Origin of the sequence: Plantactinospora sp. CA-294935 (assembly GCF_050936445.1) — a bacterium.
Taxonomy (GTDB): Bacteria; Actinomycetota; Actinomycetes; order Mycobacteriales; family Micromonosporaceae; genus Plantactinospora.
Genome location: NZ_JBNJMU010000001.1, coordinates 5,428,105 through 5,453,972 on the forward strand (window position 1 = coordinate 5,428,105; position 25,868 = coordinate 5,453,972).

General features: G+C 68.4%; 24 protein-coding genes and 1 pseudogene. 20 read left to right on the forward strand and 5 right to left on the reverse strand.

What is annotated here, in order from left to right; all coding sequences use genetic code 11:
* Window positions 1–167: 167 nt before the first annotated feature.
* From ACQEVC_RS24285 to ACQEVC_RS24325, 9 genes are all read left to right on the forward strand, one after another.
* A complete protein-coding gene (locus tag ACQEVC_RS24285) occupies window positions 168–1,475 on the forward strand; it encodes an ABC transporter substrate-binding protein (protein ID WP_432881470.1) in 1,308 nt (435 codons plus the stop codon).
* A 25-nt stretch (window positions 1,476–1,500) separates the two neighbouring features.
* Entirely contained in the window at window positions 1,501–2,475 is a 975-nt protein-coding gene (locus tag ACQEVC_RS24290) for a carbohydrate ABC transporter permease (RefSeq protein ID WP_432881475.1), read from the forward strand.
* Window positions 2,472–3,419 (forward strand): carbohydrate ABC transporter permease, encoded by a 948-nt coding sequence (locus ACQEVC_RS24295; protein ID WP_432881477.1) that lies wholly within the window; start codon window positions 2,472–2,474, stop codon window positions 3,417–3,419. Before ACQEVC_RS24290 ends, ACQEVC_RS24295 begins: the two co-directional genes overlap by 4 nt.
* Window positions 3,420–3,469: 50 nt before the next feature.
* A complete protein-coding gene (locus ACQEVC_RS24300) occupies window positions 3,470–4,420 on the forward strand; it encodes a family 43 glycosylhydrolase (protein ID WP_432891672.1) in 951 nt (316 codons plus the stop codon).
* On the forward strand, window positions 4,417–6,603 hold the full coding sequence (locus ACQEVC_RS24305) for a glycoside hydrolase family 36 protein (RefSeq protein ID WP_432881479.1): 2,187 nt from the start codon (window positions 4,417–4,419) through the stop codon (window positions 6,601–6,603). The genes ACQEVC_RS24300 and ACQEVC_RS24305 overlap by 4 nt, the downstream gene beginning before the upstream one ends.
* 165 nt (window positions 6,604–6,768) lie before the next feature.
* Window positions 6,769–7,026, forward strand: a complete 258-nt coding sequence (locus ACQEVC_RS24310; protein ID WP_432881482.1) for a hypothetical protein — start codon at window positions 6,769–6,771, stop codon at window positions 7,024–7,026.
* Complete coding sequence (locus ACQEVC_RS24315; protein WP_432881485.1) at window positions 7,002–8,489, forward strand: alginate lyase family protein; 1,488 nt, start codon at window positions 7,002–7,004, stop codon at window positions 8,487–8,489. The genes ACQEVC_RS24310 and ACQEVC_RS24315 overlap by 25 nt, the downstream gene beginning before the upstream one ends.
* 235 nt (window positions 8,490–8,724) lie before the next feature.
* Window positions 8,725–11,637, forward strand: coding sequence for a hypothetical protein (locus tag ACQEVC_RS24320; RefSeq protein ID WP_432881488.1), 2,913 nt, complete (start codon window positions 8,725–8,727; stop codon window positions 11,635–11,637).
* A gap of 84 nt (window positions 11,638–11,721) precedes the next feature.
* Window positions 11,722–12,249 carry a hypothetical protein gene (locus ACQEVC_RS24325; RefSeq protein ID WP_432881489.1) on the forward strand — a complete coding sequence of 176 codons (528 nt, stop codon included), beginning with the start codon at window positions 11,722–11,724 and terminating at the stop codon, window positions 12,247–12,249.
* A 703-nt stretch (window positions 12,250–12,952) separates the two neighbouring features.
* Here ACQEVC_RS24325 and ACQEVC_RS24330 read toward each other — a convergent pair.
* The 3 genes and pseudogenes from ACQEVC_RS24330 to ACQEVC_RS24340 form a co-directional block, all read right to left on the reverse strand.
* Window positions 12,953–14,026, reverse strand: a complete 1,074-nt coding sequence (locus tag ACQEVC_RS24330; RefSeq protein WP_432881492.1) for a family 43 glycosylhydrolase — start codon at window positions 14,024–14,026, stop codon at window positions 12,953–12,955.
* A 91-nt stretch (window positions 14,027–14,117) separates the two neighbouring features.
* Window positions 14,118–14,477, reverse strand: a pseudogene (locus tag ACQEVC_RS24335) (helix-turn-helix domain-containing protein); the annotation flags it as partial.
* 51 nt (window positions 14,478–14,528) lie between these two features.
* Entirely contained in the window at window positions 14,529–14,795 is a 267-nt protein-coding gene (locus tag ACQEVC_RS24340; protein WP_432881495.1) for a hypothetical protein, read from the reverse strand.
* Between the two features lie 78 nt (window positions 14,796–14,873).
* Here ACQEVC_RS24340 and ACQEVC_RS24345 point away from each other — a divergent pair, with 78 nt between their 5' ends.
* Window positions 14,874–15,266: a hypothetical protein gene (locus ACQEVC_RS24345; protein ID WP_432881498.1), complete on the forward strand. Its 393-nt coding sequence runs from the start codon at window positions 14,874–14,876 to the stop codon at window positions 15,264–15,266.
* 200 nt (window positions 15,267–15,466) lie between these two features.
* On the opposite strand, the gene ACQEVC_RS24350 is transcribed toward ACQEVC_RS24345, so the two are convergent.
* Entirely contained in the window at window positions 15,467–16,093 is a 627-nt protein-coding gene (locus ACQEVC_RS24350) for a TetR/AcrR family transcriptional regulator (protein WP_432881500.1), read from the reverse strand.
* A gap of 112 nt (window positions 16,094–16,205) precedes the next feature.
* Here ACQEVC_RS24350 and ACQEVC_RS24355 point away from each other — a divergent pair, with 112 nt between their 5' ends.
* The 3 genes from ACQEVC_RS24355 (at window position 16,206) to ACQEVC_RS24365 (ending at window position 19,605) form a co-directional block, all read left to right on the forward strand.
* Window positions 16,206–16,904, forward strand: a complete 699-nt coding sequence (locus tag ACQEVC_RS24355; RefSeq protein ID WP_432881502.1) for a hypothetical protein — start codon at window positions 16,206–16,208, stop codon at window positions 16,902–16,904.
* Between the two features lie 171 nt (window positions 16,905–17,075).
* Window positions 17,076–18,599 carry an alpha/beta hydrolase gene (locus ACQEVC_RS24360; protein ID WP_432881505.1) on the forward strand — a complete coding sequence of 508 codons (1,524 nt, stop codon included), beginning with the start codon at window positions 17,076–17,078 and terminating at the stop codon, window positions 18,597–18,599.
* An 871-nt stretch (window positions 18,600–19,470) separates the two neighbouring features.
* Window positions 19,471–19,605 (forward strand): hypothetical protein, encoded by a 135-nt coding sequence (locus ACQEVC_RS24365; protein ID WP_432881508.1) that lies wholly within the window; start codon window positions 19,471–19,473, stop codon window positions 19,603–19,605.
* A 203-nt stretch (window positions 19,606–19,808) separates the two neighbouring features.
* Here the strand turns inward: ACQEVC_RS24365 and ACQEVC_RS24370 are convergent, their stop codons facing one another.
* Entirely contained in the window at window positions 19,809–20,783 is a 975-nt protein-coding gene (locus ACQEVC_RS24370) for a helix-turn-helix transcriptional regulator (RefSeq protein ID WP_432881510.1), read from the reverse strand.
* 87 nt (window positions 20,784–20,870) lie between these two features.
* Between ACQEVC_RS24370 and ACQEVC_RS24375 the strand changes: the two genes are divergently transcribed.
* The 7 genes from ACQEVC_RS24375 (at window position 20,871) to ACQEVC_RS24405 (ending at window position 25,741) form a co-directional block, all read left to right on the forward strand.
* Window positions 20,871–21,647: an SDR family NAD(P)-dependent oxidoreductase gene (locus ACQEVC_RS24375; RefSeq protein WP_432881512.1), complete on the forward strand. Its 777-nt coding sequence runs from the start codon at window positions 20,871–20,873 to the stop codon at window positions 21,645–21,647.
* A 76-nt stretch (window positions 21,648–21,723) separates the two neighbouring features.
* The gene (locus ACQEVC_RS24380; RefSeq protein ID WP_432881515.1) at window positions 21,724–22,116 is read left to right on the forward strand and encodes a MerR family transcriptional regulator; all 393 of its coding nucleotides are present in this window, start codon (window positions 21,724–21,726) and stop codon (window positions 22,114–22,116) included.
* Between the two features lie 109 nt (window positions 22,117–22,225).
* Entirely contained in the window at window positions 22,226–22,732 is a 507-nt protein-coding gene (locus ACQEVC_RS24385; protein ID WP_432881517.1) for a DUF4188 domain-containing protein, read from the forward strand.
* A 184-nt stretch (window positions 22,733–22,916) separates the two neighbouring features.
* Complete coding sequence (locus tag ACQEVC_RS24390) at window positions 22,917–23,270, forward strand: hypothetical protein (protein WP_432881520.1); 354 nt, start codon at window positions 22,917–22,919, stop codon at window positions 23,268–23,270.
* Between the two features lie 55 nt (window positions 23,271–23,325).
* Window positions 23,326–23,520, forward strand: coding sequence for a hypothetical protein (locus ACQEVC_RS24395; protein ID WP_432881523.1), 195 nt, complete (start codon window positions 23,326–23,328; stop codon window positions 23,518–23,520).
* Window positions 23,521–23,823: 303 nt separating this feature from the next.
* Window positions 23,824–24,222, forward strand: a complete 399-nt coding sequence (locus ACQEVC_RS24400) for an ester cyclase (protein ID WP_432881525.1) — start codon at window positions 23,824–23,826, stop codon at window positions 24,220–24,222.
* A 292-nt stretch (window positions 24,223–24,514) separates the two neighbouring features.
* Window positions 24,515–25,741: a cytochrome P450 gene (locus ACQEVC_RS24405; RefSeq protein ID WP_432881528.1), complete on the forward strand. Its 1,227-nt coding sequence runs from the start codon at window positions 24,515–24,517 to the stop codon at window positions 25,739–25,741.
* Window positions 25,742–25,868 lie beyond the last annotated feature (127 nt).

Here is a 25,868-nt window from a genome sequence, read left to right on the forward strand (position 1 = left end):
ATAGGATAACGATATCCCGAGCGGATGCTCATTGGTGAACGGTACGGCGGGGATGTCGGAACGACCCTGCCGGCGGCGTCGGCAGGGGTGTCGTATGCCGGTGAGAACGACTCCCAGTTCGACGGAGTGACGGGGAGGCGCACAGGCGGTCTCGAAGGAGAGAGCTGATGAGGATCAACCGCACCCGCTGGGTCTCGGCGGGGATCGCCGCGGCGGCGGCCTTGAGCCTGGCTGCCTGCTCTGGCGCGGAACCCAAGCCGCAAGGCCTCGTGTCCATCGAGATCTGGGGCTGGGACGCCGAGGTCGGTAAGCAGATGGTCGATGCGTTCAACGCGTCTCAGGACGAGGTCAAGGCCACCTACGTGCTACAGGCCGACAACGTCGCGACCCAGACGAACTTCCGCAACGCCTTCGAGGCCCGCCAGCAGCTGCCGTGCCTGGTCCAGGGCTTCGGACCGCTCACCACGGCGGTGGTCAACGGCTGGGCGCAGGACATCACCGACGCGGTCACGCCCCTGAAGAACGTCTTCAGCGAGGGCGCGCTCGCATCGGCGAAGGTCAACGACCGCTACTACGGCACCCCGACCGGCTCCGACGGCCAATTCCTGATCTACAACAAGGCCACCTTCGACGCGGCCGGCGTGTCGGTTCCGACGACGTGGGAGGAGTTCGTCGAGACGGGCCACACGCTCAAGGCCAAGGGCATCGACGTCACCAACCTCGCGGGCGAGGACCCCACCACGCTCATCAATCTGTCCCAGATGGCGGGTGCCGAGTGGTTCGCGATCGACGGCGACCAGTGGGTCGTGAACTTCCGCGACGAAGGCACGCTCAAGGCGGCCAACATCATCCAGCAGCTGATCAACGACGACCTGGTGTCGAACCAGACATACCAGGACCGACCGGCGCTGTACGCGTACTTCGACTCCGGCAAAATGGCCTCCACGCCGACGCAGTGGTGGTCCCTGACCGGGCTCAAGACCAACCTCACCGCATCGGCGGGTGACTGGACAGCGACCGCGATCCCGCAGTTCGCGGGTGCCAGCAAGCCGGTCGCTCCCGGCCGTACGCAGCCGTCGTTCGTTCCGGTGGGCTGCGAGCACCCCGACGCCGTGATGGCCTATGTCGCCTGGGTGGCGTCCCCGGAGGGCATCAAGGCGGGCCGCAACAAGGAGACCGGCGCGGTCAGCTTCCCGACACAGATCTCCGACCCCTCGCCCTACGTCAAGGACATCATCCCCGATGGCCTCTTCGTCGACAATGCGCAGGCCGGCAACGTCATCGTCGAGGCGCAGGCGCGGGTCATCGGCAAGTTCGAGCTCGGCCCGAACTACGACGCATGGTTCCCGGAGATGCAGGACCAGTGGGGCAAGGCCGTGGCCAGGGAGATCACCGTTGAGCAGGCGCTCCGGGCGGTGCAGGACTTCGTGATCGCCGACCTCGACGCCAAGGGCATCGCCCACAAGGCCAGCTGATCACGATCGCGAGGCGAGGACGCCGATGACCGCCATCACCGACCGGACCGCGTCCGGGACCATCAGCCGGAACGAGGGCGGTCCCGGTGTCTCCCTCCGCGGGCCACGCCTGCGCTGGCGCACTGTCGAGGCGTTGAAGGGGGCGTCGCTGACGTTCCCGTTCCTCGCCGGGTTTGCGCTCTTCGTGCTGGTGCCCGTCGTCATGGCGCTACGGGAGAGCGTGTTCGCCACGAAGTCGTCGGGGCTGGGCTTCGGAGGCCAGACCGTCTCCTTCGTGGGGCTGGACAACTTCGTGGCCGGCGTCCAGGACCCGGTGTTCTGGAGCGGGATGCTGCGCGTGTTCCTCTACGCGCTGATCGCTGTACCAGTGACCCAGCTCCTCAGTCTGGGCGCCGCCTTGCTGCTGGACGCTGCGCGGAGGCGGACAGCGGCACGGTTCCGCGTTGTGCTTCTGCTGCCGTACATGGTCCCCGGGATCATCGCGACGCTGATCTGGATCTACCAGTACAGTCCGGCGGTAGGGCCTCTGACCCAGTTCTTCGAGCTGTTCGGTCTCCACCCGAACTTCTACTCCGCCGACCTGTTCTGGGTCTCGATCGGCAACCTCGCGCTGTGGGGTGCGTTCGGGTTCAACATGCTGATCCTCTACGGCGCGCTGCAGTCCGTGCCGTACGAGATCTTCGAGGCCGCGCGCCTTGACGGTGCGTCCGAGCTTCGACTGGCGTTGTCGATCAAGGTGCCCTTCGTGCGTGGATCGCTCGTCCTGACCTCGTTGCTGTCGATCATCGCAACACTCCAGCTGTTCAACGAACCCCTGCTCTTCCGCGCGGTGGCGCCGGAGGCGATCAGCAAAGACCTGACCCCCGCGATGATGATCTACAACCAGGCGTTCCAGGTGGGCAACCTCAACTACGCCACGGCATTGTCGATCATTTTCGCTGTCGTGGTCGGTGCGGCGTCGGCCGTGATCTACCGCGTGATGAACAAGGAGCAACCATGAGCGACGCGACCGTCACCGACGCGACTGTGCCCGCCGCGCACGACGGGGGTGTCGCGGTGCCGACGAGGCGCCGTCGCCGTCGTACCGACGATTCGTCCGCCGCTGTGGCCCGCGGTTCCTCCCGGTGGGTCGTGCTCGGAGTCCTGGTGCTGCTTGCCCTGTACGCCGTGGCACCGCTGTGGTGGCTCCTCGTCTCGGCGACCAAGAGCCGGGGCGACCTCTACCGCAGCAATGGCATGTGGTTCACCGAGTTCCATCTCTTCGAGAATTTGCAGGCGCTGTTCACCTACCAGGACGGCATCTTCACGCGGTGGCTGTGGAACACCGTGGTCTACTCGGGACTCAGTTCACTCGGCCTGACGGCCGTCGCGCTCGCTGCCGGGTACGGCATCGCGAAGTACCGCTATCGCGGGCGCGGGTTGACGATGGGTCTCATCATCGGCTCGTTCCTGATTCCCGGCAGCCTGCTCATCGTTCCCACCTTCATCCTGTTCACCAGGATCGGCTTCTACGACACCATCTGGGCGATGATCCTGCCGGGCATGTTCGGGCCGTTCTCGGTCTACCTCGCGAAGGTCTACGCCGAGGGCGCCGTCCCAAGCGAGCTCATGGAGGCCGCGCGGATCGACGGGGCGGGGGAGTACCGGATCTTCTTCTCCATGGGAGCCCGGATGATGTCAACCGCGGGCGCGACGATCTTCCTGCTGCACTTCGTCGCCACCTGGAACACGTTCATGTGGCCTCTGGTGTTCCTCAAGGGCTCCGACAAGTGGCCCGTGATGCTGGGCCTGTACTCGTGGCTGCGGCGCGGGATCGACAGTCAGTACGACCTCACGGGCCTCGTCATCACAGGCTCTCTGGTCTCCACCATCCCGATGGTCCTGCTGATGATCGCCATGCGGCGGTACTGGCGCTCGGGCGTGACCATCGGCTCTCTCAAGTGACGCCCCACCCGTCATCGGCTCCCACCCTCTCCCGGAGGCTTCCCTTGACCGTGCCCTCGTACGCCCCGCGTGGGGTTGTCGCGCCCGGCAGGCTCTTCGTCGACCAGCACGGCGAGGTCGCCCAGCTGCACGGTGTCGGCATCCAGCGGTACGACGGCGTCTTCTGGGCCTGGGGCGAGGACAAGACCCACGGCGGGACGTTCGGTGGCGTCGCCTGCTACTCCTCGCCGGACCTGGCGACGTGGACGTCCCACGGGCACGCGCTCGACGTCGACGAGACGATCGGCGACCTCGCACCCGGGCGGGTGGTCGAACGGCCCAAGGTGCTGCGCAACCGCGCTGGCGCGTACGTGATGCTGCTCCACGTCGACTCCGCGGACTACTCCGACGCCCGGCTCGGGTGGGCGGTGGCCGACCGGCCCCAGGGTCCGTACACCTACCTGCGCTCGGAGCGACCGCTGGGCAACCTCAGCCGTGACATCGGCGTCTTCGCCGACGACGACGGCACCGGCTACCTGCTCAGCGAGGACCGGGAGCACGGCCTGCACGTCTACCGCCTCGCCCCGGACCTGCTGTCGGTGCAGGAGACCGTCGCCACGACCCTGACCGCTCCCGGCAACCACCCGGCCGGGCCCCACGGCTACGAGTCGCCCACGATGGTCAAAACCGGCGGTCGGTACTACCTGTTCGGGTCCGACCTGACCGGCTGGGCCACCAACGACAACCAGTACGCCACCGCACCGTCCCCTGCCGGACCGTGGACCGAGTGGCGGGACTTCGCGCCGCCCGGGTCGGCGACGTACGACTCCCAGATCTCCGTCGTCGTGCCCGTGCACGGCAGCGAGACGACGAGCCACGTGTACGTCGGCGACCGGTGGGATCCCGACGACCTGTACCACTCGGCGCCGGTATGGCTACCCCTGCGGATCGAGGAGGGCCGGGCCGAGCTGGTGTGGCGCGATCGGTGGACGATCGACCCGGTCACCGGGGTGATCGCGTGACCGTCACCCTGCCCGGCGTCCCCGATGCCGACGAGCAATACCTGGAGTGGGGCAACGACGTCGTCCGGCTCGCCGTCGCACACGGCCCGGACGCGGCGCCCCGGCTCGTGGCGCTCTGGCACACGTCCGAGGCCCGGCCCGACCTGGCGGGCCTGCGCCGCTCCGCCCTGCCGGTCCTGGAGGTCGCCGTCCTCGGTGACGGCAGGACGGGCACCGCCGGCAAACGGCACGTCGACGGCGCCGCGGCGCAGCGGCTACGGCTGACGGGGCACCGGGAGCTGCGGGACGGGAACGTCTCGCGCCTGGAGCTGGACGTGGCTGAGGACGGGACCGGGCTGCGGGCAACCGTCGCCTACGAGGCCGCCGACGGCATCCCGGTGGTGTGGTCCCGGGCGCGGGTCACCGCCGTCCGCGAGGCGGTCCTGGACCACGCGACCACCAGCGCCCTGGGCGGGCTGGGGCACGGAGCGCGCTGGGAGAACGACCTGGGCGTCTGGCAGGCGGCCAACCCGTGGAGCGGGGAGTTCCGCTGGCACCGGGCCACGCTCGCCGAGCGCGGCCTGGTCGACGTCGAAATGGTCCGCTACGGGCAGATCGGCTCCAAGAACCGGGTCGCGCTGACCTCCACCGGTGCCTGGTCGACCTCCGAGCACCTGGCGCAAGGCATCGTCGAGGACACCCGGACCGGGCGGATGGTGGCCTGGCAGGCGGAGACCAACGGCGCCTGGCACGCCGAGCTCGGCGACCGGTACGGGGACGTCTACCTGCTCGTGACCGGCCCGACGGCGGCCGAGCACCAGTGGGCCGGACGGGTGGGGCCCGCGACCTCGTTCGACACCGTGCCGGTCGGCCTCGCCGTCGTCCCCGGCCACCCCCACGGCCGTGCGGCGACGCTGGGCGCACTCGGTGCCGCCCTGACCGCGGACCGGCGTCGCCGGCGTCGGGCGCACCCGGACCACGACCGCCTGCCGGTGGTCTACAACGACTTCCTCAACGGACTCATGTCCGACCCGACGACGGACCGCGTCCTGCCTCTCGTCGAGGCGGCGGCCGACCTGGGCGCCGAGTGCTACGTGATCGACGCCGGCTGGTACGACGACGAGTTCGGCGGCTGGTGGGACTCGGTCGGCGCGTGGCAGCCGTCGACCAACCGGTTCCCCGGCGGTGGCCTCGGCGCGGTGATCGACCGCATCCGGGACCTCGGCATGCGGCCGGGCCTGTGGCTCGAGCCCGAGGTCGTCGGCGTGCGCAGCCCGGTGGCCCGGACCCTGCCGCCCGAGGCGTTCTTCCAACGCGGCGGGCACCGGGTCACCGAGTGGGGCCGCCAACAGCTCGACCTACGCCACCCCGCGGCCCGTGCCCACCTCGACGGGGTCGTCGACCGACTCGTTGAAGACTTCGGCCTCGCCTACCTCAAGCTCGACTACAACGTCGACATCGGTCCCGGGACCGATGCCGGCGCCGGGCAGCCGGTCGGCAACGGGCTGCTGGAGCACGGCCGCGCGATGCTCTGCTGGGTTGCCGCCGTCATGGACCGGCACCCGGGCCTGGTCGTCGAGGGGTGCGCGGCCGGTGGTTCCCGCACCGACGCGGCCGGCGGGGCGGTGTTCCCCGCCCAGTCCCTGACCGACCAGCAGGACTTTCGCCTCATGCCGCCGATCGCGGCGGCCGCGCCGCTGGCGATCGCACCAGAGCAGGCGGGGGTGTGGGCGTCGGTGGACGGGGCGATGACCGCTGAGGAGATCGCGTTCTCGCTCGTCACCGCGCTGCTCTCGCGGGTCCACCTCGCAGGCCGGATCGACACCTTGGACGCCGGACAGCGCGAGATCGTCCGCCAGGCCCTCGCGGTGCACCGCGACGTGCGACGGGCCGCGGCGCGCTCCGTCCCGGTGTGGCCGCTCGGACTGCCGGGATGGCGCGACCCGTGGATCGTCCAGGGTGCGCGCGACGGCGCCGACCTGTACCTCGCGGTGTGGCGGCGCCCGGCCGTCGGCGGCGGGCGAACGGAGGAGGCGCTGCGCGTGCCGTTGCCCGGCCTGAGTGCGGCCGGCGGGGTCGAGATCCTGTTCCCGACCTGGGGCAGTCAGGCGGCCGCCGTCGTCGACGGCGGGACGGCGGTGGAGGTCAAGCTACCCGCTCCGCTGTCGGCCCGGCTGCTGCGGCTACGGGTCACCGACCGGTGAGGAGGTGGGACAGCCAGCGAGGTGAATGGCATGGACCGGTTCCACCGCCGGGACGACGTGGTCTCGACGCCGCGCCGAGAGAGGACCGTGAGATGAAGCGAAGTCAGTAAGGCCTGGATCGCGGCCGACCTGGACGGCTTGCTCGACGAGGCCGCTGCACAGGACATGTCCGACTGTTCCCGGGCGTCCGCTGTCCTGTTCACCCGCGAGATCGACGTCGTCCGTGCCGCGGCAGCCGAACCCGGTGCCGACACCCGGGCGCTCGCCGTCCGGGTTCTGGCGGCCTGGGACCTGCTCGCGCCGCCGCCATACCAGACGGCCGACGTCGACCGGTCCTGGGTCACCGCCAGCACCCCGCCGTGGGACGGCACGAAGGACACAGCGCCAACGGCCGGGCGATGTCCGACGGCGATCCGGTCATGACATTCAACGATGTATATGTGTATGGCAAGAATCTGAGTCATGACGGCACGCACGCCAACCTGTCGATCCTGGTCGGTTACGACGAGGACCGCACGATCACCGACGTCACCTTAGACAACCTGGTCACCAATGGCGAGCTCAATCATGCAGAAACCGTACTGGTATCTCACGTCGGATTTCGTTCCCCTGTACGCGAACGAGCACGGGCACAACCTCATGTTCCGCCGATACGCGAATGGAGGCATGCAATGAGTCATGACCCAAACCGAATCAGTCGCCGGAATGTCCTGCACGGTGCGGTTGGTATCGCCGCAGCCGGAATCGCCGCCGGAGTGCTCGGAGAGAAGACAGCGAGCGCCGCACCGCCCACGTTCACCCATCCCGGTATGCTGCACAACTGGGGTGACATCAACCGGGCCAAGGCGCGGGTCGCCGCGGGCGACGATCCGTGGCTGTCCGGCTGGAACCGGCTGACCGCCAATTCACATTCGTCCAGCGGCTGGCGGCCGAACCCGCAGGAGACGATCGTCCGCAGCGCGACCGGCGGGAATTACGGGATCCTCTACAACGACATCGCCGCCGCCTACCAGAACGCCTTGCGCTGGAGGGTCGCTGGGACGCGCGCGAACGGCGACACAGCGCGGGACATCCTGAACGCCTGGTCAGACAGGCTCACCTACATCGATGGTGACTCGAACCGGTACCTGGCCCTCGGCATCTACGGCTGGCAGTTCGCCAACGTCGCCGAACTGATGCGTGGCTACGACGGCTTCGACCTTGGGCGCTTCCAGGACATGATGGCGGACGTCTTCGCCGTGTGGAACCACGACTTCCTCGTGCGCCACAACGACACCTGCGACTCCCACTACTGGGCGAACTGGGATCTGTGCAACATGGCCTCGCTCATGGCCATCGGAATCCTCACCGACGACGGCGCCAGGTACGACGAAGCCGTGACCTATTTCAAGCAGGGCCTGGGCAGCGGCGCGATCCGGCACGCAGTCCCGTTCCTATATTCCGATGTGGACGGTTTCGACCTTGGTCAATGGCAGGAGTCCGGTCGCGATCAGGCTCACTCCATCATGGGCATGGGTCTGATGGGCGCCATCTGCGAGATGGCCTGGAACCAGGGCGACGATCTCTACTCGTACGACGGCCGCCGCTTCATGAAAGCCGCACAGTACGTCGCGAAGTACAACCTGGGGATGGCCGTTCCCTATACAACGTACGCGAACTGTGAAGGGGTGACGCAGAGGGTTATCTCCTCGGCATCGCGTGGGCAGGTCCGGCCGGTGTGGGCCCGACTGCACTTCCACTACAACCGTCGGCTGTACCTCGACGACAGGTACATCTCCGCCATGTATTACGACCTTGCCGCCCCCGAGGGCGGCGGCGGTGACTACGGCCCAAACAGTGGCGGCTACGACGAGCTCGGTTTCGGCACTCTCATGTACGCCAAATAACCGGTCATCCAGTTCGGAGACAACCAAGCACGACGTTGAAGCGTCGGACACTCCCGGCCTCGGCCGGGCCGGCAGTGGCGGCCGGTTCGTTCGTCGAACTCCCCGCCCCGCTGTCGGCCCGGCTGCGGGTCACCTACCGCCGAGGAGGCGGGACAGCGCAGCGGGGTGAATGGCATGGACCGGTTCCGCCGTCGCGACGACGTGGACTCGACGTCGGCCGAGAGAGGACTGTGCGATGAAGCAAGCCAGTAAGGCCCGGATCGCCGCGGCGGTCGTGACCCTCGGCGGGCTGGTGGTGCCGTCGTCGGCCGCCGCCGGACCGCCGCCGGCCGCCGTCGCCCCGGCTGCCGCAGACATGGTCGAGATTCACCGGACCACCGGCGAGGCCGGGTTCTCCCACCCCGGTGTCGGACTGACGGCTGACAACCTGGAGAACATGCGGACCCAGGTGCTCGCGGGCGTGGAGCCGTGGGCGAGCTACTACGACGCGATGCGGCAGACGCGGTACGCCGCCGTCGACTTCCGCGCCTCCATCCAGGGGCCGACCGACGAGACACCGACCGCCACCGCGTACGACAACGCGAGCATGCGCTCGCGGCAGCACACCGACAGCATCGGCGCGATGACGCAGGCGCTGCTGTACCTGGTGACCGGGGACGAGGTCTACCGGGCCAACGCCCTGCACGTGGTCCGCACCTGGAGCAGCCTGGACCCGACTCGGTACCAGTACTTTGCCGACGCGCACATCCACACCGGGGTGCCGCTGTACCAGACGCTCGTCGCCGCCGAGATCCTCCGGTCGACCGAACCCGCGCACGGCTCCCTGGACGGCTACGACCTGCGCTGGACCGACCGTGACACCCAGCGGATCGAGGACAACCTAATCCACCCCGTGCTGGACACGTTCCTGTTCTCGCAGAACCGGCTGTGGAACCAGCACCTGTACGGCGTAATTGGCATGATCGCCGCCGCGATCTTCACCGACGACGCCGACCTGTACGCCGAGCGCGTCGAGTGGTTCACGGTGAACTCCACGTACACTCCGGAGATCCCGATCAACGGCGGCGACGTCAGCGGCTCCCTGGCCGACCTCGTGCGAATCATCGACGCCGACGACCCGGGCAACACCACGGGCAAGGACTTCGTCCAGGTGATGGAGATGGGGCGCGACCAGGCGCACGCCGAGGGCGACATCGACCTGCTGACCGCGATCGCCCGCGTGGTGAACAACCAGGGCACGCGGCTGCACCCGGTCCACGGCACCGTGTCGACCGCAGCGGACGCCGTCAGCCCGTACGAGTTCCTCGGGAACCGGATCCTGGCCGGCGGCGACGTGTTCTACGCGTTCATGATGGGCGAGGATCTGCCCTGGGTCGACACGTCCGGCGGGCAGGGCAAGCTCGCCCAGGGCTATCGCGGGCGCGTGCGCGAGCCGATGTCCGAGCTGTACCTGCAGTACGAGTACGTGGCGGGCGTCGACGTCGAGCGCGAGGCGCCGTTCGTCGCCGAGGCGTACACCCACCGCGACGGCCCGCTGTACTACTCCGGGTCGAGCCTGGCCAACTTCTGGAACGAGTCCGGCTCCGACTTCACCGGTGCCGAGTACTGGGTCGCGTTCCCGCCCCAGCTCGCCGAGCAGGACGTCACCGTCCCGGCGGCGGTCGGGCCCGAGCTGGGCCTGCAGCAGTTCGGTCACACGCTCGGCAAGGGCGCCAAGCACCTCACCGACCGCGACGGGACGGGGTTCGTCCGGCTCAAGGCGCAGAAGTCTGACGCGACGGTCGCCGTGCGCCGCGCCGTCTGGCCGGACCGCTCCCGTACCGCGCTGGTCGGCCTGAAGGTCCGGACCAACGGCGTCGCCACGCTCCAGGCAGCCCGCACCTCGGGCGACGAGCCGTTTGCCACGATCGAGGTCCCGGACACCCACGGGCGGTGGCGCTACGTCTGGATGGACGTCTCCACCGCGAAGGTGCCGCGCATCGGCGACAACATTGTCTACCTCACGGCCCAGGGGTCCCACGCCCACATCGACGTCGCTGCCCTGCTCGCCGACGCCAACGGCACCCTTAGCCCGCCGGTGCTCGGCGACGGCGCGGCACTCGACGTCGTCGCCGTCGCCGGGGAACCCTACCGCCGACAGATTGCCGTCAGCGACCCCGACGGCACGTACGAACTCAGCCTGCAGGGAGCGCCGAACGGCGTCCGGCTCGCCCCGGACGGGATGCTGACGTGGCTCCCGCGCGGCAAGGGCAAGGAGCGGGGGATGTCCGAGTTCCTCGTCGTCGCGTCCGATGACAAGGCCGACACCACCCTGCCAGTGACCGTCACCGTCGCCCGCAACCGTCCGGCGGCGATCGACGCCCTGACGGAGGACCTGCAGGACCGCGAGGTGTACACCACGACGACCTGGCAACCGGTCGCGGAGGCCCGCGCCGCGGCCGAGGCCGCCGTCGCCGGCACGGACTCGGCACAGTTCGGCGCGTTGCTGGAGGACCTGCGGGTCGCCGTCGCCGGCCTCGAGCTGCTCGAGCCGCGCCTGGCCGACGGGACGCTCGACTACTCGCGGATCGTCACGTCGCCGGACCTCTCGGCGGCCGCGCTCGCCGCGATCGTCGACGGCGACAACCAGACGTTCTGGGGCGACATCCGCCGCCCGAGCGTGCTGCTCGACTTCGGTGCCGGCTACCGCTACCGGGCCGACGCGGTCGGCTGGCTGGCTCGCGACACCTTCCCCGACCGCTCCCACGGCGCCAACGCCTACGGCTCGAACGACGGTGCCACGTGGACCCTGCTCACCGAGCGCCCCACGGAGGGGAGCGACGTGGAGATCGAGACGATCCCGGTCCGGGCGCAGACCCGCGACCAGTGGTTCCGGTACCTCAAGCTGCAGGCCGACGAGCCGACCGGCGCGATCTTCTCCATGGCCGACCTGCGGATCGACGGCCACCGACGCGAGGCCGACCTGGACAGCCTGCTCGACGAGGCGACGGCACCGGACCTGTCGGGGTACTCCCGGGCGTCCGCCGTCCTGTTCACCCGCGAGATCGACGCCGTCCGTGCCGCGGCAGCCGAACCCGGTGCCGACACCCGGGCGCTCGCCGTCCGGGTTCTGGCGGCCTGGGACCTGCTCGCGCCGCCGCCGTACTAGACGGCCGACGTCGACCGGTCCTGGGTCACCGCCAGCACCCCGTCGTGGGACGGCACGAAGGACGCCGCAGCCAACGGCTGGGCGATGTTCGACGGCGACCCAGCGACCTTCACCGACACCCAACAGGCCGCAGGATGGGTCAGCGTCGTGCCGCCGGACGGCACCACCCTGCACGTGGAGGCCGTCCGCTACCTGCCGCGATCCGGCCACGCCGGCCGGGCCGAGGGCATGCGGCTGCAGGGCTCCGCGGACGGCGGCGGAAGCTGGCAGGATCTGGCCACGTTCACCGGCGCCAAGGAAGGGTGGAACCAGCTGGCCCTGACGTCGGCGTCGGACACGACCGCCCTGCGGCTGGTTTCCACGACCGGCAACACCAACATCGCCGAGGTGCAGCTCGTCACCAGTACCGTTGACAAGACCGCGCTCGACCTGTACCTGGACGAGACAGCCGACCTCGACCAGGACGACTGGACGGCCGAGTCGTGGACGGCACTCGTGGCCGCACGCACGGCGGCGGTCCCCGTCGCAGACGACGACGCGGCCGACCAGGCCCGGGTCGACGCCGCGGTGCAGAACCTGCAGGAGGCGCTCGCAGGGCTCGAGCGCCGCTGACGCGACAGGGCGACCTCACACCGGAGCCCGGTCGGTCAGCCACGCTTGACCGGCCGGGCTCCGGCCTACGCTCGCCGTGTCGGACCGCCGGCGGCCCGGTGCCTGCGGTGGCGCGATGTCCTGGCGCGGAACCCGGACCACGCGGATCAGTGCCTCTCTCCCTTGTCTCGCTGCCGTCCGACCGCCACTCGTGGCCGTCGGCAAGGAAAGACGGGGCGCCGGCCCTGGTCGGTCGGCCGACCCAGCCGATCGAGCTGAACGTCCTGGACGGGATTGGGGACCTGATCGGCAACCAGCCGATCATCGACCAGTTCGTCAGGGACAAACCCCGACCTGGTGCCGGGGCCGCCCACGAGACCGCTCCTCCTCCTGCCTCTTCTTTGGCCGGAATCTGCGACGGCGAGGAACTCTCCACCGGCCAGTGGCAGGAACTCGCCTTGGGACCGGCTCTCGACCTCGCTGGACCGGCACGCGGGTGGCCGACGGATACGCCCAGATCGCCAATCGGCATAGTGGCCTGTGCCCGGACAACTACAACTGGGGCACGGCTGCCGGGTCGGAAGTCCTCGTGCCCTTACCGCTGCGGCGCACTTTGTGCGGGCGCCCTCGGGCCGTGGCCTCGGCGCGCCTCGGTCTGCCAGTCGTCGAGGTCGGCGGATGGTCTGGGGCGCTCGTCGGAAGGCGAGCGCCCCGGAGTGGTCGGTCAGTAGACGAACGGCCAACCGGCGGAGTCGTAGCCGATCAGGTTGATCCCGAGGAACGAGGCGCCGTTGTTGGCGTAGTAGTGGTAGACGAGCACCTCACTGTCGGTGTCGGCGAACACCGCCTGGTGGCCGGGCCCGTGGATGCTGCCGTGGCCGGCCAGGATCTGAGTGCCGCCACCAGCCGTCATGGCGGTGCCGTTGCGGTCCACGAACGGACCCGTCGGGCTCGTCGACCGGCCGACCATGATCCGGTATGTGCTGGAGGCGCCCTGGCAGCAGCGGTCGAACGACACCCACAGGTAGTAGTAGGAGCCATGCTTGAACATGTATGGCGCCTCGATGGCTCCGCCGTTGCGGCCGGCGATGCTGCGTATCGTCGTGTCGGGCCGCTTGCCGGTGGAGGGGTTCAGCGCGATCAGCTTGATTCCGGACCAGAACGAGCCGAAGCTCAGCCACCATCGCCCGGAGTCGTCCACGTTCTTCTTTGCGGCTGCTGTCTTGGCGTTCGTGCCGTCGAGGGTGAAGTAGCGCAGGGCCGTGAACTGAGCCTCGATCCGGTTGAGCCAGGAGCTGTTGGTGGGGGTGTAGGCGATCTCGGTGTTGTTGGCCTCGGCCCAGTTCGCTACCCGGCGGCATCGCTTGGTGGTCAGGTGCGGGGAGTAGTTGTCGCACACGATCGCAATGCGCACGTCAGCTGAGTAGAGGCTGCGCAGGTAGCGGCAGAACTCGAGGAACTTCGAGCGGTCCTTGGTCTTCTTGATGTGACCGTAGAGCTTGTCCTTGTCCAGGTCGTAGGCAGCGAACAGGTGTCGGATCCCGTGTGGCCGGGTGTAGGTGGCGCGTCGGCGGGGCCTGGGCTCCCGGTTGGGATCCTTGTGCTTGCCGCCGCGCTCGGCCCACTGCCGTCCCGGATGGGGCTGGAGGTTGAGCGGGCCGAACTCGTCCAGGCAGAAGACGACGTCCGGCTCGCCGGGCTCGGGTATGACCTCGCGGTCGGCGATCGGGTAGAGGTGCTCGACCCGGGCTTTCTTCGTGGCGTAGTCGGGATCGCGGGAGGTCTTCCAGGTCTTCAACCGTTGAAAAGGAGACGCCTTCCTCGCGGAGCAGGATGCGCAGGCCCTCGTGGCTGATGTCGTCGACCACCCCCTCGGCGACCATGAAGTCGGCCAGATCGGCCAGGCTCCAGGTCGAGAAGGGCAGGCCATGCTCGGCCGGCGTGGACTTGGCGATCTTCCTGATCTCGCGCCGCTCGGGCAGGGTGAACGTCCTGGGGCGGCCGCCCTTGTACTTGGGATAGAGGGAGTCGAAGCTGTCGGCGTTGAAGTTGTGGATGACGTCTCGGATCCGGTCGGGACTGGTGAACGTCACCTCGGCGATTTTCCCCACGGACATACCTTGCGCGGACAGCAACACCATCTGTGCCCGTCGCCAGGTCACCACCGAACCTGTGCCCCTGCGGATGATCCGCAGCAATCTTCGGCCCTCGTCGTCATCGATCTCCCGTACCCGCACTCGCTCGGCCATCCGCACAGCTTGACAGCGACCGGGGCCTCTGGGACGCCGGCTTCGGCCGTGTCACGCCGCCCGGCGTTTCCTCAGCTCAGCGAGCCAGAGCCGTACCTGATCGTCGTCGTGCAGGTAACCGCAGCCCTCACCGGCAGGGAGATCAATTCCGTACAGGAGGTTCAGCGCCCACCAGGAGAGGTCATCCCAGCCAAGGCCGTCCTGCGTCACCCACCGGGCGGCCCAGCGGTCGACCTCGTCCCGGCTCAGCCGACCCCCGACAAGCCCAACAAGACGGCTTTCGATCTCGTCAAGGGTCGGCTGGGGAGCGGCATCCATGCGCTGACCGTATAGGCAGGGCAAACGTTGCTTGATGCGGCACTAGGCTGGTGGGGACCCGACGGGCACGCCCGCCTGGTGATCGCGACCACCGACCCGCAGACCCTGCCGGACAAGGCCACCTGGTACCTGGCCACCAACCTGCCCCGGCCCGGCGGCCCCCACGACATCCCAGACGCGGCACACGAGCCGGCCGGCCTGACCGAGGTCGTACGGCTCTACGGCATCCGGCACTGGATCGAGCAAAGCTACAAACAGGTCAAAGACGAACTCGGCTGGGCCGACTTCCAAGTCCGCTCCGCCATCGCGATCCGCCGCCACCAAACCCTCGTTCACTGCGCATTCTCGTTCTGCTGGGACACCTGGTTCGACCCACCAACCACAAACGAGCCCAACGCGACCCCTCCGGACCCGTCAGACGACGACTCCGGAGAGAGGGGGCCCACCCACCGGACACCCCAGCTGGCCTGAAGCCGTACGCGCCGTCCGCGCCTGGCTCACCCCCTGGCGCCTGCTGCACCGCTGGTGGCAAGCATGGACGGACCAGCCACCACCCCGCGAACTCCAGCAACTCCTCAACGCCGTCGCAAACGGCCACGCCCTCAACCTCAATTTGCCCCCATAAAGGTGACAAACCACCGCTAGGCCCGTGTTCTCTGGGCAACCGTCGGCTAGTCGGCCGTTTGCTCAGCAGTCTCTCCGGAGGGCGGATAGGCGTCGATCATTCGGTGCAGGGTGGCGGTCGCGATGGCACGGACGTCCATCTCGCGCAGTGGGGCAGAGAGCAGCGCCGAACTGAACGAGAAGCCCTCAACCAGGGCGAACAGCAGGAGCGCTTCGCGGTTCAGCGCCTCCTCGTCGATTATGCGGTCGGCCAGCGCGTCGCGCAGCAGCGAGCGGATCACTTTTGCGCCCTCAAGAGATGTCGCAGCGATGTCGGCCGCAAGCTCCGGTTCCGTGCGCGCGATGACGCGGTACTCGACGAAGGCGATGTGCTCCCGGTGCTCCTGATCGTTGGTCGGCGCGGCAAAGGCGATGACGTCAGTGATCCGTGCCACCGGGTCGTCGGACATCGTCACCGCGCGTCGCACGATGCGCTGCATGAGCACGCTCAGGGTGAAGCGCATGACTTCGCGGACGGTGTCTCCGAAGTAGTACCGGATGCTCCCGATGGCCAGGCCGGTGCGAGCGGCGATCCGGGCGAGGGTCACCGAGCGCAGCCCATGCGCGGCGATCTCATCGATCACGGCGTCGGCGACCTGCTCCCGGCGGACATCCGGGTCGACTCGTTTGGGCATGGCCCGATCATAGCAATCTTTAGCATCAGCATGCTAATTTGTCTGGCATGGGCATGCTAGAAACACTTGGAGGCGGTCCTCCTTCCCGTTACGGCTCCGGACAGGGCAGGGCATGAAGGGCTGGTACGACCCCCGGACCGGCTCGACGGGCGAGGACCCTTACGGCCTCGAAGGCCTCGAAGACCTCGACGGCTATGCGGGGGCGTGGTCGACGCCCGCTCCAGAGCCTGGTTCACCATTGCCACCGTTCCGCCCCTCCCTCTCGCTCGAGCGCACACGATTCGCCGTCGACCTGCCCGATGCGTCGACGGCGACGGTCGATGTCGATCACATGTCGGGCCGGGCGTCGCTCTACCGGAACGACCGCCACGTGCAGACCGCCGACATGCCGGTCCGGTTCCCGCTCGGATCAAACAGCATCGAGGTCGCCGCGAGCAGGTACGGCATGCAGCGGATTCACCTGATCAGCGCGAACGGCAGCCAACGACGTCTCGATCCCGCGCCTGGGACGCCCGAGCACTGGCGAGCTCAACTCTCCCGGCGGCGCCCGGGAACTGCGCGAGCCTTGGCCGCCGGTGCCGTGATCGTGCTGGCGGCCAACCTGATCCTGCTCGCGCCGCAGCTGCTCGAGGTGGTCACCCACCTGCCGCTCTGGGCTGATCGCTTCACGCCGTTCGTCTCGCCCATCAACCTGCCGGCATCGGCGAACACGGCGCTGACCATCGCCGCGACCCTCGCGGGGATCGAGCGGGCACTCACCTTCCGACATCACCGGCTCCTGGACGCCGAGACGGATGGGATCGAAAGCTGACGCCACCGCTCCATCCGGACAAGGTTCCTCGGTAATCGAGCGTCTCAGTGCACTTAGCCAAGAACACCCCGTCACACACCGCCGCGCCTCGTACACAACTGCGGCTCAACAAAGGAAGAACACATGGGATCACATCTCCGACCCCCGAATCGATCTCGGCACTTCACGACCGTGCTCGCCGCCGCCACGTCGGCAGTCCTCTTGCTCACCGGCTGCACACTCACTTCTCCACCACCAGAATCCAACTCGGATCCGGACCTCGGCTCCTACCTCACGCAAGAGCTCGACTGGGGCAAGTGTGAGGACACCGCGACGAGCGCGGCGGACGCCAAACTGTTCGCGAACCCCGCGCTCGAGTGCGCCTCGGTCGAGGTACCGATCGACTACGACGTGCCGAAGGGCGAGAGGGCGCAGGTCGCGCTCATGCGCCTCCCGGCCAGGGGTGAGACCGAGGGCTCACTGCTGATCAACCCGGGTGGTCCCGGAGGCTCCGGCACCAACCTCGTCGCGTTGACTCTGCCCCTGTGGCAGGCCAGCCCCGTCGCCGAGCGCTTCGACATCGTCGGCTTCGATCCTCGGGGGATCGGGTCGTCCACCCCGGCCCTCGACTGCTACACCGACGATGAGTACGACGCGGGCGCGGCGCTACGGTTCGGCGTCGTGTACGACATCACGAGCGCCGAGCAGGCGGCCGAGCTCGCAAAACGTTGCGCCGAGGGCTCTGGCGGGGTCGCGAACCTGGTGAATGCCGGATCGACGAACGTCGTGCGTGACATGGACATCATGCGAGAGGTACTGGGCGACAAGAAGCTCACCTATCTCGGCTACAGCTACGGCTCCCAACTCGGCGCCATGTACGCCGCGACCTACCCCGAGAAGGTCCGCGCGATCGTGCTCGACGGGGCCATCGCGCCTGACCTGACGGCACAAGAGATCCGCGTCTCCCAGTTCGCGGGCCTGCAGGCGCGGTTCGACGACCTCGCCGCGTTCTGCGCCGAATCGCCCGACTGCGTACTCGGTACCGATCGCACAGCAGCGAACGATCGCCTGCAGAAGATCGTCCGACCGCTCATCGAGACGCCGTCGACCGCCGACGGCAGAGAGGTGAGCGTCTGGGACGTCTACCTCGGTATCACCGGCGGGCTGTACTCGCAGGCGAGGTGGCCCAACGTCATCGCAGCGCTCACTGCCCTCGAGGCAGGCCGGGCCGACGAGATGCTCGCTCTGCGGGACACGTTCTACGGCCGCACCGCGGACGGCGCCTACGCGCTCGACCTCGACACGAACATCGCCGTGCGCTGCATGGACTGGCCCCGCCCGACGCCCGAGGAAACCACCGCGCTGGCGCGCAAGGTCGGAGAGGTGGCGCCGATGTTCGACCTCGACGTCTTCACGGCAGCTAACTACCACAGCGAGTGCGAGGCGTGGCCCGCGCCGCCCACGGGCGACGATCCCTGGCTCGCCGACGTCGAGGACCTTCCCGAGACTCTCGTGGTGTCAGTCACCGGCGATCCCGCGACGCCACACGAGGGCGGCATCGCGATGGCTCGAGCTCTCGGCGCAAGCCTGCTCACAGTCGACGGCAAGCAGCACGGCGCCTACCTCCTCGGCGGCAGCGAATGCGTCGACGACGCGGTCAACGCGTATCTGCTTGACCTCGAATCCCCGCCCGACGACGCCCGCTGCAGTCTCTAACCCGCCCGACTCCAACGAGCCCGCCGAGGCAGACCCTCGTGCCATCGCTGGCGCAGATCGCCGTTTCCCCCTCCCCTCACATCCGTCGACAATCACCGCGCCGAGCATGACAAAAACGCATGTGATAACCGCCTAAAACATGTTTTGGATTGTGGTCCTGGCCTGGTGTTTCGGGATGATGCGGGGTCGTGAGTGACGCGAGGCGACATGACCTGACCGATGAGGCGTGGGCCTTGTTGGAACCGTTACTGCCGACGCAAGGCCCGCGGCCTACGGCCACGGGCCTTGCGTCGGCAGTTGGACGGGCTCTGGGGTGCCTCTTAATCCGCGGGTTCGGGGTTCGATTCCCTGGCGGCGCACCAGCAATATCCAGGGGACATAGCTAATTGGCGATGTCCCCTGGATCATGAGTGGGGCTCGGATGGGACCCCCTCCAACCCCACGTTTTCGAGCCCTCATCACTGGCCTGACCTGTGCAAACAATGATCAAACCCTGCGGATTCGTGCTTGACCCCTGCCCGCGAGCCTGGGAATGCTTGTCCTGGGGCTGTTGCATTCTCGAGTCGGTAGACATGTCGAACTTCGGCCGGTCGAGATTCAGATCGCTCGGACGAGTTCGGTGAACGCCGTGGCGACGCGGAGCGTCGGTGGCGCTTCGTGTCCGAGTTCGTAGTGTCCGCGTCGCACGTTCGTACGGTACGGGCCAACGTGCCGCCCGCGCTGGTCTACCACTTCCGCCGGCCCAAGCGCCCCTGGGAAACGGCCGTGGCCCTCACACCCCACGCCAGACACTGGCCGGAAAGGGCCGTCAGGGCGCAAGTGGTGACGGTGCTGTCGGGTCGTACCGGCTGACGTGGCCTGGTGCGGCGGTGTGGAACGCGAGGCGCTGGCGGATGTGCCGGACACCTACGGGTTCGCGACCGAGCGGTGGGAGTCGTGGGTCCTCGTGATCATGACCGGACCGGTCGCGAACATCTCTTTCGGCACTACCTGTGACGAGTTTTAGTGACGCGGCCTCGGGCGGGCGGTCATGACGCGGTCGTTGCTCGACGCCCGAGAACGGGGCGCCCGCCACGCGGCCCTCCAGTCGTCCCGGCCGGAATCCGGCTCTATCACGGCCTCGGTTTCCGGGACGTCGGGTTGTGGCAGGAATGGTCCGGGCCCGGTGACCCGGGCCCTTCCCCATTGCTGTCGAGCGGCCGGCCCGGCTCAGGCCGCCCGCTCAGCCCGGGGTTCGAATCGACCGGCACCAGCCCGGATGAATTCGGTGGGCGACATGCCGTAGCGGCGTTTGAAGAGGCGGCTCAGGTGACTGCCGTCCGCGAACTGCCAGTGGGCGGCGATCTCCGAAACGCTCAGGCGGCCGTCGGCCAAGGCGGCACGAGCCTCGTGCAGACGGCGGTCGCGGATGTGCGTGGTCAGCGACTGGCCCTCGGCTGCGAACGCCCTTTGCAAAGTTCGGACGGAGACGCCCAGCTCCCGGGCCAGCACCGCCGACGATAAGCCGGGCTCAGTGAGCAAGCGGTCAGCGAGCGCCCGGGCTGCCTGGACGAGGACGGGGGCCAGCGTCGAGTCGGTGGCGCTGAAGGTAGGCGCGGCCACCGCCCGGACCAGTTCCAGAAGAGTGGAGCGGGCGGCTTCGATCCCGACTGGCCCCAGCTCGGGAAGCGTCTCGTGAACCGTGCGAGCGTGGGCCGCCAGCAGGCGCACCTCAGCGGCGCTGATCTCGCCGGTCACCATACTGTCGCGGATCAGTGGGCTGAGCGTGGCTGCGGGCAGGACGAAAACCTGCGCCGTGGTGTGCGGAGGCGTGGCGTAGTGCACCAGGCGTCCGACGTTTCGCAGGGCGAACCGCCCGGCCGGAATGGTCAACTCCGTGTTGTCGCGGGTGTCGCCGAGGGCCCAGGAGCCGCGGTGGACGAGCCACAGGCGTACGTGGTCCTCGTATCGGACGGCTGAGGGGGCCGTGCGCACGGGCGTGGCGGTCTCGGTGGCGGTGAAAGCTACGTCACGAACCCGGGTGGCATGGAAGTGCAGGTGGAACCGAGCCGTTGAGGCGGCGGTGAAGGCGGGCATCGGGAAGCTGCCGCCGGTCAGGGCGCTCCATCTCTGCTCGACCGCGGCGAACTGTCTCCTGTCCCCGCGTGCTTCCAACTGCCAAGCGCCGGCTGTCGTGCCGCTCATAGCTCTCCAGTTCTGTCGCCGATGTCCCGGACCGATGACGCTGACGTCCAAGACCGGCACGTGCCTGTCTTCATAGAGTTCGCCGTCGTGACCATCCAGAATAACGGCCGGGTAGCCGTCATAACCGGCGCCGGCGGCGGCCTCGGCGCCCCGATCGCCCACCGTTTCGCAGCCGACGGATACACCACGGTATTTCTCGGCCGAACCAAGCAGACCCTGCACAACGCCATCGCCGCCGGCCCCGCCGACGCCGCCATGCATCCATGGACAGGCGACGTGTCGGATCTGGTAGCGATCACCGCGGTCGTGGACGCGATCACCGCCCGTTTCGGCCGGCTGGACGTGCTGGTCAACTGCGCAGGGCTGGCCCTGCCGGGCACGGTCGAGAGCCTCGACGAGGCCGGCTACCGAGCCATGATGAGCGTAAACGTCGACGGGGTCTACTTCGCCTCTCGAGCCGCCCTGCCCCACCTACGCGCCGTCCGCGGCACCATCGTCAACATCGGCTCCATCGGGGGCATCCGCGCCGACTGGCAACAAGCCGCCTACAACGCCACCAAGGGGGCGGTGACCAACCTTACCAACGCCATGGCCCTGGACCACGGCCACGAAGTCCGCGTCAACGCCGTCCACCCCGGGACCACGCTTAGCAGCGACTGGATCCGCGCCGCGCTGGCTGAGGGAACGCCGCTGCGTGCCCGCTACAACGACCGGGTTCCGATGGCCCGGCCCGCGGACCCGGCCGAAGTGGCCGCCGTCGTGGCATTTCTCGCCAGTCCCGCGGCGAGCTATGTCAACGGCGCGCAGATCCCGGTCGACGGCGGCCTCACCGCCTCCAACGGGCAGGCCGATCCGAACCGCTGACCCGCCTGCCCGATCCGACCTTCAACCGACGGTCACGACGTCGACGTGCTCGACGCGTTCCAGAAGGGGGGCCGACGTGGCCTGGAGCACACGCGAACTTGCCGAGCTCGCCGGCACGACGGTGAACACGATCCGGCACTACCACCGGGTCGGCCTGCTCGAGCAACCGCAGCGCCGGCCGAACGGATACAAGGAGTATGGCGCCCACCATCTCGCCTGCCTTCTGCGTATCCGGCGGCTCGCCGAGCTCGGTGTCCCACTCTCGCAGATCGTCGAACTGGGGCCGGACGGAGCGCTCGCCCCCGAGGTGCTGCGACAGGTCGACGCCGGCCACTCGGCTGAGGTCGAGCGTCTCCAACAGGCGCGGTCCGCCATCGCCAAAATCCTGCGTGAGGGGGCGTACGACACCTCGCTCACAAACGCGACCCCGCTGCTCGTCCCGCTCCTCGTCGCGCGTTCCGGGGCGTGACGACGGCCGCGGGCGCGTCGGCAGTACGGCTCGTTCCGATCACCGGCATTTCCCTCTCGGTGCAATAGGGAAATCACCGATAACTCAAGGCTCTCATCGAGGAGGAGACATGGCGAAGGCCGTATCAGGCCGGGTCACGCACCAGTACGAGGGGGAGCTGGTGGTGTTTCACATCGGTATGACGTTCAACAAGTGGTGGCGGCCGGACCTGTGGTTGCCGGTCTTCTTCGCCATGCCGGCGATGATGCGTGAGCTTGTCGAGGACCCGGACTCGGGGCTGCTCGGTTACGAGCTCCTCTTCAACCGGAGGGGGCCGTTCGCCGTGCAGTACTGGTCCTCGGTCGACAAGCTCTACGACTACGCCTCCGCGGGCTCGCGCAGCCACCGGCCGGCATGGGCGAGGTTCAACGCGATGGCGAGGAAGCACCCCGAGGCGGTCGGGGTGTGGCACGAGACCTTCATCGTCGAGCGGGCCGAGAGCATGTTCGTCGGGACGCCGGCCATGGGCCTGCCCAAGGCCACGAAGGTGGTGCCGGTGGGGAAGGGAACTCACAGCCCCAGCGCCCGCGCCCGCATGGCGGACGGCGCGACCACCAGCCGGGCACCCGATCAGTGAACCTTTTTCAACCTCCCCTTGCGGTCCGGCGGACCGCAAGGTCGGACGCGGTGCGTGAGCGCCGCGCGGTTCAGGTTGAAAAAGGTTCAGTGATTCACCCGAGCCGGGGCGTAGTTCGCTGTTGTTACGTACCACCGTCGTCGGGGCTTCGTCCCCGTGCAGTGCTCAAGCGAAAGAGACGCCCATGCCGGACCTCAACCCCTATGAGGGGCTCCAGGATCTCGTCGCACGAGTGCCAGAGTTCGTGCAGCCGTTGGTCGTCGCGCTTGCCGGCGCGATTCCGTACATCGAGGGCGAGGGAGCCGCCGCGCTGGGTGTGTTTGCGGGCATCCACCCGCTGAAAGCCGGTATATCGGGCGCGGCAGGCAACATCATCTGTGTGGTACTGGACGTCACGCCCAGCTCCCGTGTCCGGGCGGCCGCCCTGGCTCGCCGGGAGCGCCGTGCCGCTGCCTCGGCGCCGACCAGGCCGTCCAGTGCCGACACCTGGTGGCACAACGCTCGCACTGGACGAGCCGGCCGGCCAAGTTCCGGATGAGGAGGACACTTCTGGGCGACGCGCCAAGGGCCGCAAGCGGCTGCGCCAGTGGCTGGTGCGGTTCGGTGTCCCCGGGGCGAGTCTCCTCGGTCCCCTGGCGCTGCCGACCCAGCTCACCGCCGCGACTCTTATCGCCTCGGGTGTCAGCAAGAGCTGGGTCATCCTCTGGCAGGTGATCGCGATCGTGCTGTGGACCACCCTGCTCACCCTCGCCGCGACCGGCTTCCTCACCGCGATCGAAGCGGTATGAACCACCGGCACAAGGCGATACGCGCCGAACCTCTCGGCCACGGCGCAGTAGGCCGATTGCGGCAGGGGACAGGGGCGGCTCTGTCCTTGCCCAGGAGCTGCCTCACGAACCCTGGCGGCGGTCTGATGAAGTGTGCCGACCTGCCCGACTTGAATTATGTACCACAAGGAATAGAATCTTGTGGGACGGGGTTCCCACCCCATGGCGATGGCTACCACGGCCAAGACCGCGAAGCACGTCGCGACCCATCACCACCGCAAGTGCACAACACCCGGCGCCGCCGGGAGAGAAAGGGAGATCATCATGACCATGTCTGAGTCTGAGGTGCGCGAGGTTTTCGAGCGCTACATCGAGGCGCTCAACGCTCACGACTTTGACCGCATGACCGAGTTCGTTCACGACGAGCTCATCGAGAACGGCAAGCCGGCCACCCGCGCCGACATCATCGCCGAGCTCAAGGCGCACGGAGACTCCGTCCCCGACTTCACCTGGCGCGTCCAGGACGTCGCCATCGACGGAGACCGCGTCGCAGCCCGCCTGTACAACAAGGGCACCCACACCAAGGAGTGGCTCGGAGTCGCCCCCACCGGCGCCACCCTCGAGTTCGCCGAGTACTCCTTCCACAAGGTCCGCGACGGCCGCTTCTACGAGATGAACTACCTCATCGACGCCCAGGCAGTCCAGGCCCAGCTCAAGGCCTGACACCCCAGGCCCAGAGGGCAACACCCATGGTCGCGTTCGGCTTTCCGCGCCGGGAACACCGGCTCGGAAAGCCGACCGCCACCACGCATACCTCCGACACCCGAGTGCGGCGAGTGGGTCCGCAAACCCATATCCGCCGTGGGGGCCCACACGGCTGCGGTCGCCGCCGTTTCGGGCGCCGTCGTCGCCATCAGCCTGGCCACGGACGTCAGTTGACCGGTCCGGTCAGTGTTACGCGGCTTGACATGATCATGCACTCTCCGCTGTCTACCCGAGTAGAGGGAACCGAACCATGCCCGCAGAACCGGTAGCCGCCTTTCCGATTGCTCGTACTTGCCCGTACGCCCCGCACAAGGAGCACGTCCGGCTCCAGGAGGAGGCTCCGATCACCAAGGTCACGCTGCCCTCGGGGAGCGACGCGTGGGTGGTCGCCCGTCACAGCGACGTCCGTACGGTGCTGGCGGATGCCCGATTCAGCTCCGACCGTGCGCGACCTGAGTTCCCCCGGGTGGGTGCCCAGGACGGCGAGCTCGCTGAGCAGCCCGGGGCGGTCCTGCCCAAGGTGATGCTGGCGATGGACGCACCGGAGCACGGCGTGGCTCGCCGCGCTGTCCTCGGTGAGTTCACGCATCGGCGGATGGTCGAGCTCAGGCCCCGCATCCAGGAGATCGTCGACGAGCAGATCGACGCGATGCTGGCCGGACCGCGTCCGGTCGACCTCGTCCGGGCACTGGCCCTGCCGGTCCCGTCGCTGGTGATCTGCGAGCTGCTCGGGGTGCCGTACGAGGACCACGACTTCTTCCAGACCCGTTCGGCCATGGTCGTGAAGCAGGGGGAGCGACCCGTGGAGACTCAGAACGCCCAGAACGCCATGCAGGAACTCGCCGGCTACCTCGACTCGCTGCTCCGGGCGAAGGAACTGAACCCCACCGACGACCTGCTGGGCCGCCAGATCCTGCGGCAGCGAGAGGCGAACGGCGCGGTCGATCGCGCGGACCTGATCGGCTTGTCCTTCCTCCTGCTTGTGGCAGGGCACGAGACCACAGCGAACATGATCGCGCTGGGTGCGCTGCAGCTGAGCCAGGACGCGAAGGCTCGGGCGGCGATCCGGGAGGACCCGGACAATACTGCTCCGGCCGTCGAGGAGATGCTGCGCTACTTCACCATCGCGGAGCACGTGCTGGCCCGGGTCGCCACCGAGGACGTCGAGCTGGGCGATCAGCTCATCAGAGCTGGCGACGGGGTCCTGACCCTTTCCCACGTGGCCAACCGCGACCCACGGGTGTTCGAGGACCCGGACACCTTCGACATCGAGCGCGGCGCCCGCAACCACCTGGCCTTCGGCTACGGCCCGCACCAGTGCCTCGGCCAGAGCCTGGCCCGGTTGGAGTTGCAGGTCGTGTTCGACACGCTGCTGCGCCGCATCCCCGACCTCCGCCTGGCAGTGCCGGTCGAGGAACTGTCGTTCAAGGCGGACGCGCTCGCCTACGGCATCCACGAGCTTCCGGTCACCTGGTAGGTCGCCGCCCCCGGGGCGCGACAGGAACTACCTCAGCGATGCCCGGGCCGTAACAGCGCCAGCTCGAAGGCTGAGGTCATGCCCTCGACGGGGCCGTCATCGAGTAGCGCTGAGATTGACGGGGCCG